Raw genomic sequence first — 15817 nt, forward strand, 5'->3', positions numbered from 1 at the left:
GTCAGCCTCCGAGCACGTGCCGCCGCACGAATACGGTTGCGAAGCCCGCGACCATGAACACCGCCGTCGCGACGAGCGAGCGCGTCGCACCGCGCGACAGCCCGCAGACACCGTGACCGCTCGTGCATCCACCCGCATAGCGCGTGCCGATCCCGACCAGCAGGCCGGCCGCCAGCAACGTGCCCCAGCCTGCGTCGACCTGCGGCGTGACGGCGGCACCGGCGATACGCATCATCAGCGGCGCGGCGACCAGCCCGGCGACGAATGCGGCACGCCAGTCGCGCTCCGCGCCACCGGCCGTGAACAAGCCGCCGACGATGCCGCTGATCCCGGCGATTCGCCCGTTGAATGCGACGAGCCACGCGGCGGCAAGCCCGATCAGAACCCCACCGGCAAGCGACAGCCACGGCGTGAAATGAAGCGAATCAAGCTGCATGGCGCGTCCCCTTCGCGGCCGGGCCGCAGAACTGTTCGTACAGCACGCCCATCACCGCGATCGCGGCCGGACTGTCGAGCGAGTAGTGGATGTTCTTGCCTTCGCGGCGCGTGCGGACGAGCGCGTTGTCCCGCAACACGCCGAGTTGCTGCGACAGCGTCGGCTGACGGATATCCAGTCGCGCCTCGAGATCGCTCACGCAGCGTTCGCCCTGCGACAGTTCACACAGCAGCAGCAACCGGTCGGGATTGGACAGCACCTTGAGCAGCGCGCACGCCGATTCGGCAGCGGCGCGCATCTGGCCAGGCTCGGGCAGCCCGGCGGAAGGATCGGCATTCATGGGGATGGTGGCACACGATTAACGAATCAATATTATATCGATTTATATATTGATGACTCGTACTATCGTCCGGCGCCATTACTCGAATGGCGCCATCACCACCGCCCTCCCGTACCACCCGCTACGCCTGCTCCCCGGCAATCGCATCGGCCGCCGCCGCGCGCTTCGCGCCGGCCCGCACCGCGCCGAGCGCCAGCACCGCGATCCCCGCGATCACGCACGGCGCCGCGACGCATGCGAACGCGGTCGGCAGCGGCAACCCCATTGCGAGCATCGCCCCGCCCGCCATCGAGCCGACGACCGATCCGCCGCGGCCGATCCCGTTCGCCCAGCTCACGCCCGTGGTCCGGCATTCGGTCGGATAGAACGCGGCCGACAGCGCGTTCGCGCCGACCTGCGAGCCCGACACGCAGAAGCCGGCTGCGAACACGGCCAGCGCGGCACCCGCCGGCGACGCCGCAAGCACGCCGATCGCCGCGACGAACACACCCGCCGCCGCATAGCTGCATGCAAGCACGCGGTGCGGATCGAAGCGGTCCATCAACCAGCCGAGCACAATCGCGCCGAGCGTGCCGCCGACCTGGAACATCGCGGTCACGCGCGCGGCCGTCTGCAGCGACGCGCCGGTCGTGCGCAACAGCGTCGGCAGCCAGCTCGACAGCAGGTAGATGACGAGCAGGCTCATGAAGAACGTAAGCCACAGCAGCAGCGTGCCGCGCAACAGGTCCGCGCCGAACAGGCGGCCGAGCGGCGAACCGGCCGGCTTGCCGCGCGGCGCGATGAACGACGCGTGCGCGAGATGCGGGTCCGGTGCGATACGCGCGAGCATCGCCGCGATCCGCTCGCGCGCCGCGCCGGTGTTGACGAGGTAGCGCACCGATTCCGGCAGCCGCCACGCGAGCACCGGCAGAAGCAGCAGCGGCGCGGCACCGCCGACGACCAGCACCGTGCGCCAGCCGTCGCGCTCGATCAGCGCCGCGGCCGCGAGCCCGCCGAGCGCGGAGCCGATCGTGAAGCCGCAGAACATCGTCGTCACGAGCAGCGAGCGCCGCCGCGCGGGGCAATACTCGGACGTCAGCGTGATCGCATTCGGCATCGCTCCGCCGAGCCCGAGGCCGGTCACGAAGCGCCACGCGATCAGCTCGGTCAAGCCGCCCGCGCTCGCCGACGCGGCACTCGCGATGCCGAAGCACGCGACACAGGCGAGCAGCAGGCGCTTGCGGCCGAACCGGTCGCCGAACGGCCCGAACACAAGTGCGCCGGCCATCAGCCCGGCGAGCCCGGCACCGAATACCGGCGCGAGCTGCGCGGGTGAAAGGCCCCATTCCGCGCGAATGACGGGGGCGATGAATCCGATCGATGCCGTATCGAAACCGTCGATCGCGACGATCAGGAAGCACAGCGCGACGATCGCGGCCTGAAACGGCGCAACGCGATGCCGGTCGATCCACTCGCTGACGTCGATGGACAGCGTATCGGCCATGATGGTGTCTCCTCCATGAAGGCGGTCGCGCGTGATGTCGTTGGAATGCGCGCCGCCGGATTCGGGCTGAAGCGCGTCAGGCGACGAACTTCAGGCAATCCTCCGCACGCCAGCCGTGCAGCCAGTCGAGCGCATCGTAGAACTGCGCCTGCGTGCGTCCGACCCACAGCGCGTTGCGCACCTGCCGCTCGACGCCCTTCGCGTGATAGATCCGCCCCATCTCCCGCGCCGAATACAGCACGCGCGCGGTGCGCGGAATCCGCACGCGCTCGTACAGCGCGAACGCGGCCTCGAAATCGCCGTCCGTCTGCGCGACGGCCGCGCCGAGCGTCACCGCATCCTCGAGCGCCTGGCACGCGCCCTGCGCGATGTATTGCGTCATCGGATGCGCGGCGTCGCCGAGCACCGTCGCGCGGCCCGCGCTCCAGCGTTCGACCGGGTCGCGATCGGCGGTCGCCCAGCGCTTCCACGACGTCGGCCGGTCGAGCATCTGCTTCGGCAGCGGATGGATGCCGTCGAAGTACGACAGCACTTCCTCCTTGCTGCCCTCGCGCACGCCCCAGGTTTCCTGCTCACGGCTGTGGAACGTGACGACGAGGTTGTATTGCCGTCCGCCGCGCAGCGGGTAATGGACGAGATGGCAATGCGGGCCGGCCCAGACGACCGGCGCATTGATCTGCAGATCCTTCGGCATGTTGTCGACGTCGACCACCGCGCGGTACACGACGTGCCCCGTCACGCGATGTGCGTCGCCGATCAGCGCCTGCCGGATCGCGGACTTCACGCCGTCGCAGCCGATCACCGCGTCCGCGCGATAACGCTCGCCATGCTGGTCGGTCACGGTCACGCCGTTGTCGTCCTGCTCGAACCCGCACACCTGCGTGCTGGTCCGGAATTCGATCAGCGGATGATCCTTGACCGCTTCGTAGATCGACAGGTGAATGTCCGCGCGATGGATCACCGCATACGGGTTCCCGAAGCGTTCGCGATACGCGGCGCCCGTGTCGATGCACGCGACTTCCCGCGCGTCGACCGCATCCATCAGTTGCAACCGGTCGGTGAACACGGCGCGGCCGCGCGCGGCGTCGCCGACGCCCAGTGCGTCGAGCGCGTTGAACGCATTCGCGGCGAGCTGGATGCCCGCGCCGATCTCGCCGATCTGCTCGGCCTGCTCGAGCAGCTTCACGCGAATGCCCTGGCGCGCGAGCGCCAGCGCGGTCGCGAGCCCGCCGATGCCGCCGCCGATCACGAGGACGCGCCGGCCTGTGTTGTGTGTCTCGCTCATGTCTGTCTCCTGCTTCGTGTTACGCGACGTAGTCCGGCTGTCGCTGCGGCTGCGCCGCGTCGAACGCCGGCTCGCGCCGCGCGTGTTCATAAACCGCGAGGCTGCGCGGATACGCGCTCAGGTCGCAGTCCATCCGCAGCGCGTTCGCAACTTGCGGCACGAGGCACACGTCGGCGAGCGTCGGCGCATCGCCGAAACACCACGGGCCCGTGTCCGCGCGCGCGAGCAAGCGCTCGACACCGGCCATTCCTTCCGCGATCCAGTGCCGGTACCACGCACGCTTCTGCTGCGGCGTGACCTGAAGTTCGCTGTCGAGGTAGCGCAGCACGCGCAGGTTGTTGACCGGATGGATGTCGCATGCGATCAGCGTCGCGAGTTCCAGCACGCGCGCGCGCTGCCGCGGTTCCTGCGGGATCAGCCGCGGCGCCGGATGCATCCGGTCGAGGTAGTCGATGATCGCGAGCGACTGGCCGAGACGGAAATCGCCGTCGACCAGCGCCGGCACCGACGCCGACGGATTCACCTGCGCGACGTAGCCGGCCTCGCGATGCTCGCCCGTGCGGATGTTCACGGGCAGCGTGTCGTACGGCAGTCCTTTCAGCGCGAGCGTGATGCGCACCCGATAGGAGGTCGAACTGTTGAAGAAGCTATGCAGTTGCACGATGTAGCCTTTCGAGGAAATCGACGAACGCGCGTCAGACCACGCGCACGGCCAGTTCGCCGAGACGCTCGACGCCGACCTTCATCACGTCGCCCTTGACCACCGCGCCGACGCCTTCCGGCGTACCGGTGAAGATCACGTCGCCCGGTTCGAGGCGGAAGAACTTCGACAGGTCGGCGACCGTTTCCGCGACCGACCAGATCAGGTGCGACACGTCGCTCTTCTGCTTCGTCGTGCCGTTGACGGTCAGCCACACGCCGGCCTGCTCGAAGTGGCCGACTTCGCTCGCCGGATGCACAGGGCCGATCGGCGCGGAACGGTCGAACGCCTTGCCGATTTCCCACGGCCGGCCCATCTCGCGCATCTTCATCTGCAGGTCGCGACGCGTCATGTCGAGGCCGACGGCATAGCCCCACACGTGCTCGAGCGCATGCTCGAGCGGAATGTCCGCCCCGCCCTTGCCAATTACCGCGACGAGCTCGGCTTCATAGTGGTAGTTCTGCGTCTGCGACGGATATTCGAGATCGAGCGTTTCGCCGTAGGCGACCGGCACGATCGAATCGGCCGGCTTGCAGAAGAAGAACGGCGGTTCGCGATCGGGATCGAAGCCCATTTCGCGTGCATGGGCCGCGTAGTTGCGGCCGACGCAGTACACGCGGCGTACGGCGAAGCGGGCGTCGCTACCGGCGACGGGAAGCGCCACCGGCGCTTCGGGCGGGAAAACGTAAGTCATGAACGGCTCCAGCTTGAGCATGAAAGAAGGAACGCGCGCCGCCTTGGCGGCGCACTGGACGAATCGGGGAAATCGGGGAAAAGCGGGAAATGCGGCCGCATCAGTCGCGCGCTTCGCGCAGCAGGTTCAACGCGGACAGCACGGGCCGGTCGGAATAGCTGAACAGCACGCTGTCGGAGGACGCAGACAACCGCACCGGCACCCACGACGGCGCGACGAAGATGTCGTGCGGCTCGAACGCGAACGCGTCGCCGCCGATGTGCGCGGTGCCGCTGCCTTCAACGACGCAATAGATCGTCGCGTCGGTGCTGCGATACGTGCGGCCGTCGAAACCGGCGGGCAGGAACTGCATGAAGGTCGCGATCGTCGGCATCGGCCAGCCGCCCGTCGCGGGGTTCACGTAGCGCAGCTTCACGCCGTCCCATGCGTCGAGCTCGCCGTTGCGGTACAGCCCGTCGAGCGCCTCGCGGGTGCGGGCATATGGATAGCTGAACACCGGCGACGTCGGATCGCTCGCGCGATGCCGCACCGGCACCATGTTGTGACCGAAGCGCGCGAAGCTGTCGCCTTCCGCGCGGCTGACGGGCTGCTCGGCTTCCGGATAGTTCTCTGCGAAGCCCGCATCGAGGTTCGCGACGAGCGGAATGTCGAGCCCGTCGAGCCACACGACCGGCTCGCCGCCGTCTTCCACGGACGGGTTGCCGTGGTCGTGCCACGCCCACGACGGCGTGATGATGAAGTCGCCCGGATGCATCGTCGTGCGCTCGCCGTTCACCGCGGTCCATGCGCCCTTGCCTTCGACGATGAAGCGCAGCGCCGACTGCGTATGCCGGTGACTCGGCGCGATCTCGCCCGGCAGGATCAGCTGCAGGCCCGCGTACAGGGTCGGCGTCATGCTCGACCGGCCGGGCAGCCCCGGGTTCTCCAGCACCAGCACGCGACGCACGGCTTCTTCCGCGCTGATCACGCTGCCGGCCTGCATCACCAGGTCGCGCACCTGCGCGTACTTCCAGATCGCGGGCTGCGCGGCCGGCTGCGGGGTTTTCGGCACGAGGTTGTGCAGCGACCCCCACAACGGCGCGAGGCGCTGTTCGGCGATCCGTGCGTAGTAGTCGGCGCGCGACGTATCCGGGTGTCGGCTGGTCATGATGTCTCCTTGAGGCGGCCGATCGCGGTCGGCGCTGTGTCGGGTCGGGAACCGCGTGCCGCAGTCCGTTAGCGCATTTATATTCGACGCAGACATACCCGGTAAAATGATGAAATCATCTAATCCATATGATTTCGGATATACCTTCCGACACGGAGCGCGCGATGGACTGGACCTACCGGCTGCGATTGCGGCACCTGCAAGTGCTGTTGAGCCTGGCCAGCACGGGCAACCTGAGCCAGTCGGCGGCAGCGCTCGCGACCACCCAGCCCGCGCTGTCGAAATGGCTGAAGGAACTGGAGGAGGACGTCGGGTTGCCGCTGTTCGAGCGGCACGCGCGCGGTTTGCGGCCGACGGCCTACGGCGACGCGCTGATCGAGCACGCGCGCCGCGTGGAGGCGCAGCTCGACGTCGCGCGCGACGACATGGCTGCGCTGCGCGAAGGCGGCAGCGGCCTGGTGACGATCGGCACGTCGGGCGTCGCGGCCGCCGATACGGTGCCGCTCGCGGTGTCGCAGTTGCTGAAGCGGATGCCGCGCGCGCAGGTGCGGCTCGCGGAGAGCACGATGAACCAGTTGATGCCGCAGCTCGCGCGCGGCGAGCTGGACATCGTCGTCGGCCGCTCCGGATCCGCGTCCGTCGATCCGCACCTGCACGCCGAAGCGCTGTATGTCGATCCGGTGGTGTTCGTTGCGCGGCCCGATCATCCGCTCGTCGGCACGGCATCCGTCGGCTGGGACGAGGTGCTGGCCTACTCGTGGATCGTCTGGCCGCCCGGCACGCCCGTGCACAACGCGCTGCAGGTCGCGCTGACGGCCGCCGGCCGCGTGCAGCCGCCGCACTGCGTCGAATCGAATTCGTCGATCCTGAACCTTACGCTGCTGAACAACACCGACCTGCTCGGCGTCGCATCGCACCGCGCCGCACGGCGTTTCGAGCAATTGAACGCGATCCGCATCCTGCCGATACGGCTCGAGGGCCAGGGCGCGGTGTCGATGTACTGGCACCCGGACAGCGCGAATCGCGCGGCCGTGGCCGCCGCGATCGAGTGCCTGCGTGCCTGTGCGGCGCCGCAGGTGGGCGGATGGGAGAAAGTGAAGGCGGATTGAGCGGCGAAGCGGCCCGGCGCGAACCGCGCCGCTTCACCGTGGCGCGTCAGGCGCCGTCGCAGGACGCCGTGTCGTCCAGCATCAGCGTGCCGACCCGCGCAGGCACGAGCGGCGTGCGCGGCACCGGCGGCGTCCAGCCGAACAGCGCCTGCGCGGCCGCGCCGCACACGCGGCCCTGGCATGCGCCCATCCCGCAGCGCGTCTGCAGCTTCGCGGCCGTCCAGCCCGGCGCCGGCGCGACCGCGTCGAAGCGCACGTCCTCGCAACGGCACAGCAGCGTATCGGGCCGCGCGAGCCGGCGAATCGGCTCGCGGATCGTGAAACGCTCGCGCACGGCGTCCGCGAACGCCTGCCAGTGCGCTCGCCGCGCAACCAGCGCGGCGAGCGGCGCCGTCTGCCCGGTGGCCGCGCAGCCGGCGATCTCGCCTTCGACCATCGCCAGCTCGCTGCCGCCGACACCCGTGCACTCGCCCGCCGCGAAATACCCGTCGCGGCTCGTACGTTGGCGCGCGTCGACCGCGACCGCGCCGTTCTCGATCCGGCAGCCGAGATGGCTCGGCAGCACGGTGTTCGGCACGAGGCCGAAGCCGCACGCGAGCCGGTCGCAGTCGACGTCGAATTCGCGCTCGCCCTGCCGGATCCGCACGTGTTCGAGCCGCTTGTCGCCGAACGCTTCGACGACGTATGCATTGGGCCGGTAGGCGGCCGTGACGAGCTTCGCCGCCTGCGCGAGCTTCGACGGCCAGCGCCACAGCTCCGCGCCGAAGCCGGCGACGTCGCTCCACGCCGCCTGTTCGAGCACATGCGACACCTGCGCGCCGGCCTGCCGGGCCGTCGCCGCGCTCGCGAGCAGCAGCGGGCCGCTGCCGGCGATCACCGTGCGCTGCTCGCGCACGTCGAGGCCGTACTTGATCAGTGCCTGCAAGCCGCCCGCGCCGGTCACACCGGGCAGCGTCCAGCCCGGGAACGGCAGCAGCAGCTCGCGCGCGCCGCAGCACAGAATCAGCGTGCGGAATTCGAGCAGGAATCCGCGCTCGTCGTCCTCCAGCAACAATGTGCCCGGCTGCGTTTCGGCGACGATGCGCGTGGCCGCGAGATGCGTGACGTTCGGCTGCCGCAGCACGGCAAGGCGTTCCGCCGCGGCAGGCACTGGCATCGCGGTAGCCGCCTGGCGCCAGATCTGCCCGCCCGCGCGCGGGTTGTCGTCGACGATCGCAACCGTTGCACCGCTTCGTGCGGCAGCCCGCGCGGCCGATAGCCCTGCCGGGCCCGCGCCGACGATCGCGATGTCGACGCTCAGTCGTTCCTGTTTCATCGCGTCCGCTCCACCCGCATCCCGTCGCGGCACAGCGTCTGGCAAGCCAGACGGCGGCGGCCGTCGATCGTCATCCTGCACTCCTGGCAGATGCCCATACCGCAAAACGGCGCGCGCGCCGCACCCGTGCACGACACGCGCGTCGTGTCATCGCCGCTCGCCGCGACGGCGGCCGCGACGGTCGCACCGTCGGCCACCGTCAGCGCGCGGCCGTCCAGATGAATGATCATGTCAGCCTCCGCCGGGCCGCCCTGCACGTTCGGGAATCGGCCTTCGAGGGATGGGGGGACTGCGTCCCCCCAAGCGAACGAAGCGAGCGTGGGGGTCGTTTCATGTCAGCGCTCCGGCTACAGGGGACGTCGTCAGGAAACGTCCCGGCAAATACGGTTCGATGTCGATGGGCGGCCGTTCGCCCGTCATCAACGCGGCGATGAGCCGCGCACTGCCCGGCGCGGTCGTCACGCCGAGCCCTTCGTGCCCGACCGCGAGCCACACGCCTGGCCGCGCCGGATGCTCGCCGAGCAGCGGCAGGCCGTCAGGGCTCGCCGAACGGAAGCCCGTCCATGCGCGAATCCCGTTCAGGTCCGCCAGCTCCGGCAGGTAGCCGACCGCGCGGCGCAGCATGCGCGCGAGCACGGGCGGCTCGATGCGCGCGTCCTCGGTGTCGAACTGGCGCGACGAGCCGATCAGCAACTGGCCGGTCGGCCGCGGCTGCACGTTGAACGCGACCGACGTGCCGTCGCTCGCGTGCGCGCTCGCCGCATAGCCGAGCTCGACGAGCTGGTGCGACACCTGGCCCGGATAGCGGTCGGTGATCAGCAGATGACCCTTCTTCGGGCGCAGCGGCAATTCGGGCAACAGCGTGCGCGCGGCGACGCCGTTCGCGACGACGACGCGTTCCGCGCGCAGCGTGTCGCCGCTCGCGAGCGTCACGCTCGGGCCGTCGACCGCCACCGCGCGATCGCGCCGCAACGTGATGCCCGATGCGCGCTGCAACAGCCAGCTCGCGGCGACGGGCGCATAGAGAATCGCATCGCCGGGGATCTTCAGCGCGCCGCCGAGCCCCGCACGCAGCATCGGCTCCAGCCGCGCGAGCGTCGCCGCGTCGATCAGCTCGCCCGCCACGCCGTGCGCGGCGAGCGTCGCCTGCTTGGTGCGCGCGAGATCCATCTCGTTGGAATCGGCCGCGAGCCACAGCGTGCCGCAGTTGCGGTACGCACAACCTTCCGGCATCTCGCCGGCGAGCACGCGCCACAGCTCGATCGAGTAATGGCTCAGCGCGAGCTCGGCCGCGTTGTCGTCCATCGCGACGAGGTGCCCCATGCCGGCGCCGGTCGCGCCGCCGCTCGCGTCGTCGACGACGAGCACGCGCAGCCCGCGCTGCGCGAGTTCATGCGCGCATGCGGCGCCGACGATGCCGGCGCCGATCACGACGACGTCGGTCCGGGTCTCGCTCACGACACGATGCCCCAGCCGAACGGATCGTCTTCCTCGATCAACAGCGTGGCTTCCGCGCTCAGGTGCGCGCTGCCGCGAATCGTCGGCACGATGCCGCCGTCGGCCTGCGCATAGCTCGCCTGGAACACGCTGCCGATCACGCTCGCCTGCCGCCACACGACACCCGGTTCGAGCTTGCCGTCAGCCGCGAGGCACGCGAGCTTCGCGCTCGTGCCGGTGCCGCACGGCGATCGGTCGTACGCATGCCCCGGGCACAGCACGAAGCTGCGGCTGTCGTGCTCGGGATCGTCCGCGAACAGTTCGATATGGTCGATCTCGCCGCCGTTCGCACCGGTGATGCCCGCGTGCTCGAGCCCTGCGCGCACAGCGGACGAATAGGCGGTCAGCGCGGCGACGTTGTCGCCGGCCACGCGCTGGCCGTGATCGCTGATCAGGAAAAACCAGTTGCCGCCCCACGCGATGTCGCCCTTCACCGGGCCGTAACCCGGCACGTCGACGGCGACGGCCTTCGCATGGCGGTACGCGAGCACGTTGCGCACGCTGACCGACAGGTCGTCGTGCAGCGTCGCCTCGACGGTGCCGACCGGCGTTTCGATCCTGTGCACGCCCGGCTCGATGCGGCCCATGTGATGCAGCGTGCGCACGACGCCGATCGTGCCGTGCCCGCACATCCCGAGATAACCGCTGTTGTTGAAGAAGATCACGCCGGCCGCCGCCTCCGGCGACACGGGTTCGCACAGCAGCGCGCCGACCAGCACATCGCTGCCGCGCGGCTCGAGAATGCACGCGGTGCGATAGCGATCGTGCTCGCGCGCGAGCACGTCGCGGCGCTCGGCCATCGTGCCGTTGCCTAGCGAGGGGAAACCGGACACGACGAGCCGCGTGGGTTCGCCGCCCGTGTGCGAATCGATGATCTGGATGCGCTTCATCATGAGCCGTCCGAAGTGGGGAAAGGAGCATAGCTTCCTCCGTCGTGCGTCCGTCCGCTTGTGGCTTTTCGATGAGGACGGCGACGAAATCGGCATAGTGCGGAACGCCCTTCGCACCCCTTCCGGCTACTGTGCCGATTTCGTCATTCTGCTCCGCGATACGACTCAAGCGTGATGGGTGTTTGCACGGCGATACTGGTTGCACGTCGACGCGCCTGTCGTCGGCCGATACGTAGCAGGAGATTGCAGTGAGCCGAAACGCCATCCCGCGGGCCGGAGTGTTCCCCGCCCTCAGCAACCGGTTCGTGCCGGGCGCTTCCATCGCTTCCATCACCTTCGACGCCGCGCACCGCGCCGGATAGAACCGGGCGAACCGCTGACCGATTTTCCCCCGGCGGTGCAACGGCTTCCCCCGTCGCATCGCCACTTCCGGTCCGGCATGGCCCGCACGGGCCCGTTCGCCGCAACGCCAGCCCGCGCCGCGCATGAACGGTCCCCGGCCCGCCCCGGCCGTTCGAACCGGTCGCGCGCCGGCCGGCAGGTGTGCGCCGCTGCTCCGTCGGAGCGCGGCGCACGCCGCACCTGCCCCGATATTTCCCAGGAGACAAACCCATGCCAGGCCAAGGCAACACACACCCGTCCGTCCCGCTTTCCCGTTCCGTGCCCGCCGACGGCGGTCACGGCAAGTTCAAGAAGCAGCTGTCGCTGACCGACCTGACGTTCATCGGTCTCGGGGCGATCTTCGGTTCGGGGTGGCTATTCGCCGCGAGTCACGTCTCGACGATCGCCGGCCCGGCCGGCATCTTCTCGTGGCTGCTCGGCGGCTTCTCGGTGCTGCTGCTCGGCATCGTCTATTGCGAACTCGGCGCCGCGCTGCCGCGCGCGGGCGGCGTGGTCCGCTACCCGGTGTTCTCGCACGGCCCGCTGCTCGGCTACCTGATGGGCTTCATCACGCTGATCGCGTTCTCGAGCCTGATCGCGATCGAAGTGGTCGCCGCGCGCCAGTACGCGGCCGCGTGGTTCCCCGGCCTGACCAAGGCAGGCTCGAGCGACCCGACCACGCTCGGCTGGCTCGTGCAGGCGGCGCTGCTGTGCTTCTTCTTTTACCTGAACTATTCGAGCGTGAAGACTTTCGCAAAGGCGAACAACGTCATCAGCGTCTTCAAGTTCATCGTGCCGCTGTCGGTGATCGCGGTGCTGTTCACGTTCTTCAAGCCGGCCAACCTGACCGTGCACGGCTTCGCGCCGTTCGGCATGCCGGGCATCGAGATGGCCGTGTCGGCCGGCGGCATCATCTTCGCGTATCTTGGCCTCACGCCGATCGTGTCGGTCGCGAGCGAAGTGCGTAATCCGCAGCGCACGATCCCGATCGCGCTGATCCTGTCGATCCTGCTGTCCACGCTGATCTACGTGCTGCTGCAGCTCGCGTTCATCGGCAGCATCCCGACCGACATGCTCGCCGCCGGCTGGCATGACGTCAGCCGCGCCTTCTCCCTGCCGTACCGCGACATCGCGCTCGCGCTCGGCGTAGGTTGGCTCGCGGTGATGGTCGTCGCCGACGCGATGATCTCGCCGAGCGGCTGCGGCAACATCTACATGAACGCGACGCCGCGCGTCGTCTACGGCTGGGCGAAGACCGGCACGTTCTTCAAGGTGTTCACGCGCGTCGACGAAGCATCGGGCATCCCGCGCGCGGGCCTGTGGCTCACGTTCGGCCTCGCGATCTTCTGGACGATGCCGTTCCCGTCGTGGGAAGCGCTGATCAACATCGTGTCCGCCGCGCTCGTGCTGAGCTACGCGGTCGCCCCCGTGTCGGTCGCCGCGCTGCGCCGCACCGCGCCCGACCTGCCGCGGCCGTTTCGCGCGGTGGCGTTCGGCATCACCGGCCCCGCGTCGTTCGTGATCGCCGCGCTGATCGTCTACTGGTCGGGCTGGGGCACCGTGTCCTGGCTGCTCGGCCTGCAGATCGTGATGTTCGTGATCTATCTGGCGTGCCGCCGCTGGGTGCCGACCGCGCACCTGAGCCTCGCCGAGCAGGTCCGTTCGTCCGCGTGGCTGATCGCGTTCTACGCGGCCATGATCGTGCTGTCGTACTTCGGCGGCTTCGGCGGCACGGGCCAGCTCGCGCATCCGTACGACACGGTCGTCGTCGCGGCCGTGGCGCTCGTGATCTTCTACTGGGGTGCCAACACCGGCATCCGTTCCGACAAGCTGCAGCTCGAAGACGACGAAGACTGACGCACCCGTTTTCCCCTTTCCACACCGGCCGGGCGCACCACGCCCGGCCCCGCATTTTCCGAGGAAGAACCATGCAACTCACAGGTCAGCTCCTGATCGGCCAGTCGGCCATCGCCGGACAGAACGGCACCCTCCACGCGATCGCCGCCGCAACCGGCGAACCGCTCGAACCCGCGTTCGGCGGCGCGAGCCTTCACGACCTGGAGACGGCCTGCGCGCTCGCCGACGACGCGTTCGACACGTACCGCGAAACGCGCCCCGAGCAACGCGCCGCGTTTCTCGACGCGATCGGCCGCAACATCATGGCGCTCGGCGACGACCTGATCGAGCGCTGCGTCACCGAAACGGGCCTGCCGCGCGCGCGCATCGAAGGCGAACGCGGCCGCACGGTCGGCCAGCTCGCGCTGTTCGCGTCGCTCGTGCGCGACGGCGGTTACGTCGATGCGCGCATCGACCCGGCCCGTCCGGAGCGCAAGCCGCTGCCGCGCGTCGACCTGCGCCTGCGCAACCTCGCGATCGGGCCGGTCGCCGTGTTCGGCGCGTCGAACTTTCCGCTCGCGTTCTCGGTCGCGGGCGGCGATACCGCTTCGGCACTCGCCGCCGGCTGCCCGGTGATCGTCAAGGCGCACTCCGCGCATCCGGGCACGTCCGAGCTCGTCGGCCGCGCGATCCAGCAGGCCGTGCGCGAATGCGGGCTGCCGGCCGGCGTGTTCTCGCTGCTGTTCGACGCGTCGCGCGAGATCGGCCAGGCGCTCGTCGCCGATCCGCGCATCAAGGCCGTCGGCTTCACCGGCTCGCGCCGCGGCGGCGTCGCGCTGATGAACATCGCGGCCGCACGCCACGAGCCGATTCCGGTCTACGCGGAAATGAGCTCGATCAACCCGGTGCTGCTGTTCCCGGCCGCGCTCGACGCGCGCCACGACGCGATCGCGCCGCAGTTCGTCGCATCGCTCGCGCTCGGCGCCGGCCAGTTCTGCACGAACCCGGGCCTCGTGCTCGCGGTCGACGGCCCCGCGCTGCGCGCGTTCGAAGCCGCGGCGGCCACCGCAGTGCAAGCGACTGCCGCGCAGACGATGCTGACGCCGCACATCCACGCGAGCTATGCGCAAGGCGTGGCCGCCCTGCGCACGCACGACGCGGTCGAGCTGCTGGCGGAAGGCGCGGAAGGTGGCCGCTACCAGGCGCGCGCAGCGCTGTTCGCGACGTCGGCGGATGCGTTCATCGCCCGCCCCGAACTGCGTGACGAGGTGTTCGGCCCTGCGTCGCTGATCGTGCGCTGCCCGGATGGCGGCACGCTGCATCGCGTGCTGCAGTCGCTCGAAGGCCAGCTGACGATCGCCGCGCATCTCGCCGACGGCGACGCCGCGCTGTTCGCCGCGCTGCGCCCGACGCTGGAGCGCAAGGCCGGCCGCATTCTCGTCAACGGCTTCGGCACCGGTGTCGAGGTCGGCCATGCGATGGTGCACGGCGGCCCGTTCCCGGCCACGTCCGACACGCGCACGACGTCGGTCGGCGCACGCGCGATCGAACGTTTCCTGCGCCCCGTGTCGTACCAGGACGTGCCGGACGCGCTGCTGCCCGACGCAATCCGCGACGGCAACCCGCTGAACGTGCCGCAACGCATCGACGGCGTGCCCGCGCCGCGGGAAGCGCGCGATGTCTGAGCCGCTCGCCGAAGTCGTCCTGTCGCTCGATGACGTGCACGCGCTCGCGCTGCGAGTGCTGACGCACAACGGGATGTCCGACGCGCACGCGCGGGCGATCGCCAACGTGATCACGCAGGGCCAGCGCGACGAGTGCCACTCGCACGGCGTGTACCGGCTGCTCGTATGCGTGCGCTCGCTGAAGAAGGGCAAGGTCGATCCGCAGGCCGTGCCGACGCTGCGCCGGCTGTCGTCGTCGATCGTCGCAGTCGACGCGCATCGCGGCTTCTCGCTGCTGAGCTTCGAAACCGGCCTGCCGGTGCTCGTCGAGATGGCGAAGCAGCACGGGATCGCCGCGATGGCGATCAACCACTGCTACCACTTCTCGGCGCTGTGGCCCGAAGTCGAGGCGATCGCCGCCGAGGGGCTGGCCGGCATCGCGATGAACCCGAGCCACAGCTGGGTCGCGCCGGAAGGCGGCCGCGAACCGGTGTTCGGCACCAACCCGATCGCGTTCGCGTGGCCGCGCCCGGACGGCGTGCCGTTCGTGTTCGACTTCGCGACCAGCGCGATCGCGCGCGGCGACATCGAGCTGCACGCGAAACAGGGCAAGACGATCCCGCCGTACTGGGCGATCGATGCCGACGGCCAGCCGACCACCGATCCGAAGGCCGCGCTGCAGGGCGCGATGCGCACCTTCGGCGGCCACAAGGGCTCGGCGCTCGCGGCGATGGTCGAGCTGCTCGGCGGTGCGCTGATCGGCGACATGACGAGCCAGGAGTCGATGGACTTCGACGAAGGCGTCGGCGCGACGCCGTGCCATGGCGAGCTCGTGGTCGCGTTCGACCCGAAGGTGTTCCTCGGCGACGGGCTCGACGCGGGCCTCGCGCGCGGCGAGCGGATGTTCGCGTCGATCACCGGGCAAGGCGCGCGGCTGCCATCGCAGCGGCGCTTCGACGCCCGCGCGCGCAGCCTCGCGCACGGCGTGCGGATTCCGAAGGCGCTGTACGACGAAATCCTGACGCTGCTCGACTGACGCG

15 protein-coding genes are annotated in these 15817 nt (G+C 69.6%); 4 read left to right on the forward strand and 11 right to left on the reverse strand.

The genetic code is table 11. The features are described 5' to 3' along the window. Window position 1: 1 nt before the first annotated feature. The 7 genes from AC1Z3W_RS10585 to gtdA form a co-directional block, all read right to left on the reverse strand. A complete protein-coding gene (locus tag AC1Z3W_RS10585; protein ID WP_057928308.1) occupies window positions 2–436 on the reverse strand; it encodes a YeeE/YedE family protein in 435 nt (144 codons plus the stop codon). Further along, complete coding sequence (locus AC1Z3W_RS10590) at window positions 426–776, reverse strand: ArsR/SmtB family transcription factor (RefSeq protein ID WP_175827090.1); 351 nt, start codon at window positions 774–776, stop codon at window positions 426–428. The genes AC1Z3W_RS10585 and AC1Z3W_RS10590 overlap by 11 nt, the downstream gene beginning before the upstream one ends. Window positions 777–897: 121 nt before the next feature. Beyond that, a complete protein-coding gene (locus AC1Z3W_RS10595; RefSeq protein ID WP_124834218.1) occupies window positions 898–2259 on the reverse strand; it encodes an MFS transporter in 1362 nt (453 codons plus the stop codon). Between the two features lie 76 nt (window positions 2260–2335). Next, the gene (locus AC1Z3W_RS10600; protein ID WP_057928332.1) at window positions 2336–3544 is read right to left on the reverse strand and encodes a 3-hydroxybenzoate 6-monooxygenase; all 1209 of its coding nucleotides are present in this window, start codon (window positions 3542–3544) and stop codon (window positions 2336–2338) included. 19 nt (window positions 3545–3563) lie between these two features. Next, on the reverse strand, window positions 3564–4205 hold the full coding sequence (gene maiA / locus AC1Z3W_RS10605) for a maleylacetoacetate isomerase (RefSeq protein WP_124834219.1): 642 nt from the start codon (window positions 4203–4205) through the stop codon (window positions 3564–3566). 34 nt (window positions 4206–4239) lie between these two features. Continuing rightward, on the reverse strand, window positions 4240–4938 hold the full coding sequence (locus AC1Z3W_RS10610) for a fumarylacetoacetate hydrolase family protein (protein ID WP_057928333.1): 699 nt from the start codon (window positions 4936–4938) through the stop codon (window positions 4240–4242). Between the two features lie 100 nt (window positions 4939–5038). Further along, window positions 5039–6085, reverse strand: coding sequence for a gentisate 1,2-dioxygenase (gtdA, locus tag AC1Z3W_RS10615; protein WP_483507559.1), 1047 nt, complete (start codon window positions 6083–6085; stop codon window positions 5039–5041). 164 nt (window positions 6086–6249) lie between these two features. Between gtdA and AC1Z3W_RS10620 the strand changes: the two genes are divergently transcribed. Continuing rightward, complete coding sequence (locus AC1Z3W_RS10620; RefSeq protein ID WP_124834221.1) at window positions 6250–7194, forward strand: LysR family transcriptional regulator; 945 nt, start codon at window positions 6250–6252, stop codon at window positions 7192–7194. A gap of 46 nt (window positions 7195–7240) precedes the next feature. On the opposite strand, the gene AC1Z3W_RS10625 is transcribed toward AC1Z3W_RS10620, so the two are convergent. The 4 genes from AC1Z3W_RS10625 to AC1Z3W_RS10640 all read right to left on the reverse strand — a co-directional run bounded on the left by AC1Z3W_RS10625 (window position 7241) and on the right by AC1Z3W_RS10640 (window position 10896). After that, window positions 7241–8509 (reverse strand): NAD(P)/FAD-dependent oxidoreductase, encoded by a 1269-nt coding sequence (locus AC1Z3W_RS10625; protein WP_057928314.1) that lies wholly within the window; start codon window positions 8507–8509, stop codon window positions 7241–7243. Then, window positions 8506–8739: a 2Fe-2S iron-sulfur cluster-binding protein gene (locus AC1Z3W_RS10630; RefSeq protein ID WP_011658575.1), complete on the reverse strand. Its 234-nt coding sequence runs from the start codon at window positions 8737–8739 to the stop codon at window positions 8506–8508. Before AC1Z3W_RS10630 ends, AC1Z3W_RS10625 begins: the two co-directional genes overlap by 4 nt. A 100-nt stretch (window positions 8740–8839) precedes the next feature. Beyond that, the gene (locus tag AC1Z3W_RS10635) at window positions 8840–9967 is read right to left on the reverse strand and encodes an NAD(P)/FAD-dependent oxidoreductase (protein WP_057928315.1); all 1128 of its coding nucleotides are present in this window, start codon (window positions 9965–9967) and stop codon (window positions 8840–8842) included. Continuing rightward, the gene (locus AC1Z3W_RS10640) at window positions 9964–10896 is read right to left on the reverse strand and encodes a 4-hydroxyproline epimerase (RefSeq protein WP_124834238.1); all 933 of its coding nucleotides are present in this window, start codon (window positions 10894–10896) and stop codon (window positions 9964–9966) included. The genes AC1Z3W_RS10635 and AC1Z3W_RS10640 overlap by 4 nt, the downstream gene beginning before the upstream one ends. 612 nt (window positions 10897–11508) lie before the next feature. Here AC1Z3W_RS10640 and AC1Z3W_RS10645 point away from each other — a divergent pair. The 3 genes from AC1Z3W_RS10645 to AC1Z3W_RS10655 all read left to right on the forward strand — a co-directional run bounded on the left by AC1Z3W_RS10645 (window position 11509) and on the right by AC1Z3W_RS10655 (window position 15813). Further along, a complete protein-coding gene (locus AC1Z3W_RS10645) occupies window positions 11509–13134 on the forward strand; it encodes an APC family permease (protein WP_483507560.1) in 1626 nt (541 codons plus the stop codon). A gap of 71 nt (window positions 13135–13205) precedes the next feature. Continuing rightward, window positions 13206–14798 carry an aldehyde dehydrogenase (NADP(+)) gene (locus tag AC1Z3W_RS10650; protein ID WP_124834225.1) on the forward strand — a complete coding sequence of 531 codons (1593 nt, stop codon included), beginning with the start codon at window positions 13206–13208 and terminating at the stop codon, window positions 14796–14798. Continuing rightward, window positions 14791–15813 carry an Ldh family oxidoreductase gene (locus AC1Z3W_RS10655; RefSeq protein ID WP_175827093.1) on the forward strand — a complete coding sequence of 341 codons (1023 nt, stop codon included), beginning with the start codon at window positions 14791–14793 and terminating at the stop codon, window positions 15811–15813. Before AC1Z3W_RS10650 ends, AC1Z3W_RS10655 begins: the two co-directional genes overlap by 8 nt. The last annotated feature ends 4 nt before the right edge of the window (window positions 15814–15817 follow it).

Source organism: Burkholderia sp. 10_S31, from assembly GCF_056930375.1.

Coding starts and splice junctions, on each gene's coding strand:
- AC1Z3W_RS10585 (WP_057928308.1), bottom strand. CDS start 436: ATGCAGCTTGATTCGCTTCATTTCACGCCGTGGCTGTCGCTTGCCGGT.
- AC1Z3W_RS10590 (WP_175827090.1), bottom strand. CDS start 776: ATGAATGCCGATCCTTCCGCCGGGCTGCCCGAGCCTGGCCAGATGCGC.
- AC1Z3W_RS10595 (WP_124834218.1), bottom strand. CDS start 2,259: ATGGCCGATACGCTGTCCATCGACGTCAGCGAGTGGATCGACCGGCAT.
- AC1Z3W_RS10600 (WP_057928332.1), bottom strand. CDS start 3,544: ATGAGCGAGACACACAACACAGGCCGGCGCGTCCTCGTGATCGGCGGC.
- AC1Z3W_RS10610 (WP_057928333.1), bottom strand. CDS start 4,938: ATGACTTACGTTTTCCCGCCCGAAGCGCCGGTGGCGCTTCCCGTCGCC.
- gtdA (WP_483507559.1), bottom strand. CDS start 6,085: ATGACCAGCCGACACCCGGATACGTCGCGCGCCGACTACTACGCACGG.
- AC1Z3W_RS10620 (WP_124834221.1), top strand. CDS start 6,250: ATGGACTGGACCTACCGGCTGCGATTGCGGCACCTGCAAGTGCTGTTG.
- AC1Z3W_RS10625 (WP_057928314.1), bottom strand. CDS start 8,509: ATGAAACAGGAACGACTGAGCGTCGACATCGCGATCGTCGGCGCGGGC.
- AC1Z3W_RS10630 (WP_011658575.1), bottom strand. CDS start 8,739: ATGATCATTCATCTGGACGGCCGCGCGCTGACGGTGGCCGACGGTGCG.
- AC1Z3W_RS10640 (WP_124834238.1), bottom strand. CDS start 10,896: ATGAAGCGCATCCAGATCATCGATTCGCACACGGGCGGCGAACCCACG.
- AC1Z3W_RS10645 (WP_483507560.1), top strand. CDS start 11,509: ATGCCAGGCCAAGGCAACACACACCCGTCCGTCCCGCTTTCCCGTTCC.
- AC1Z3W_RS10650 (WP_124834225.1), top strand. CDS start 13,206: ATGCAACTCACAGGTCAGCTCCTGATCGGCCAGTCGGCCATCGCCGGA.
- AC1Z3W_RS10655 (WP_175827093.1), top strand. CDS start 14,791: ATGTCTGAGCCGCTCGCCGAAGTCGTCCTGTCGCTCGATGACGTGCAC.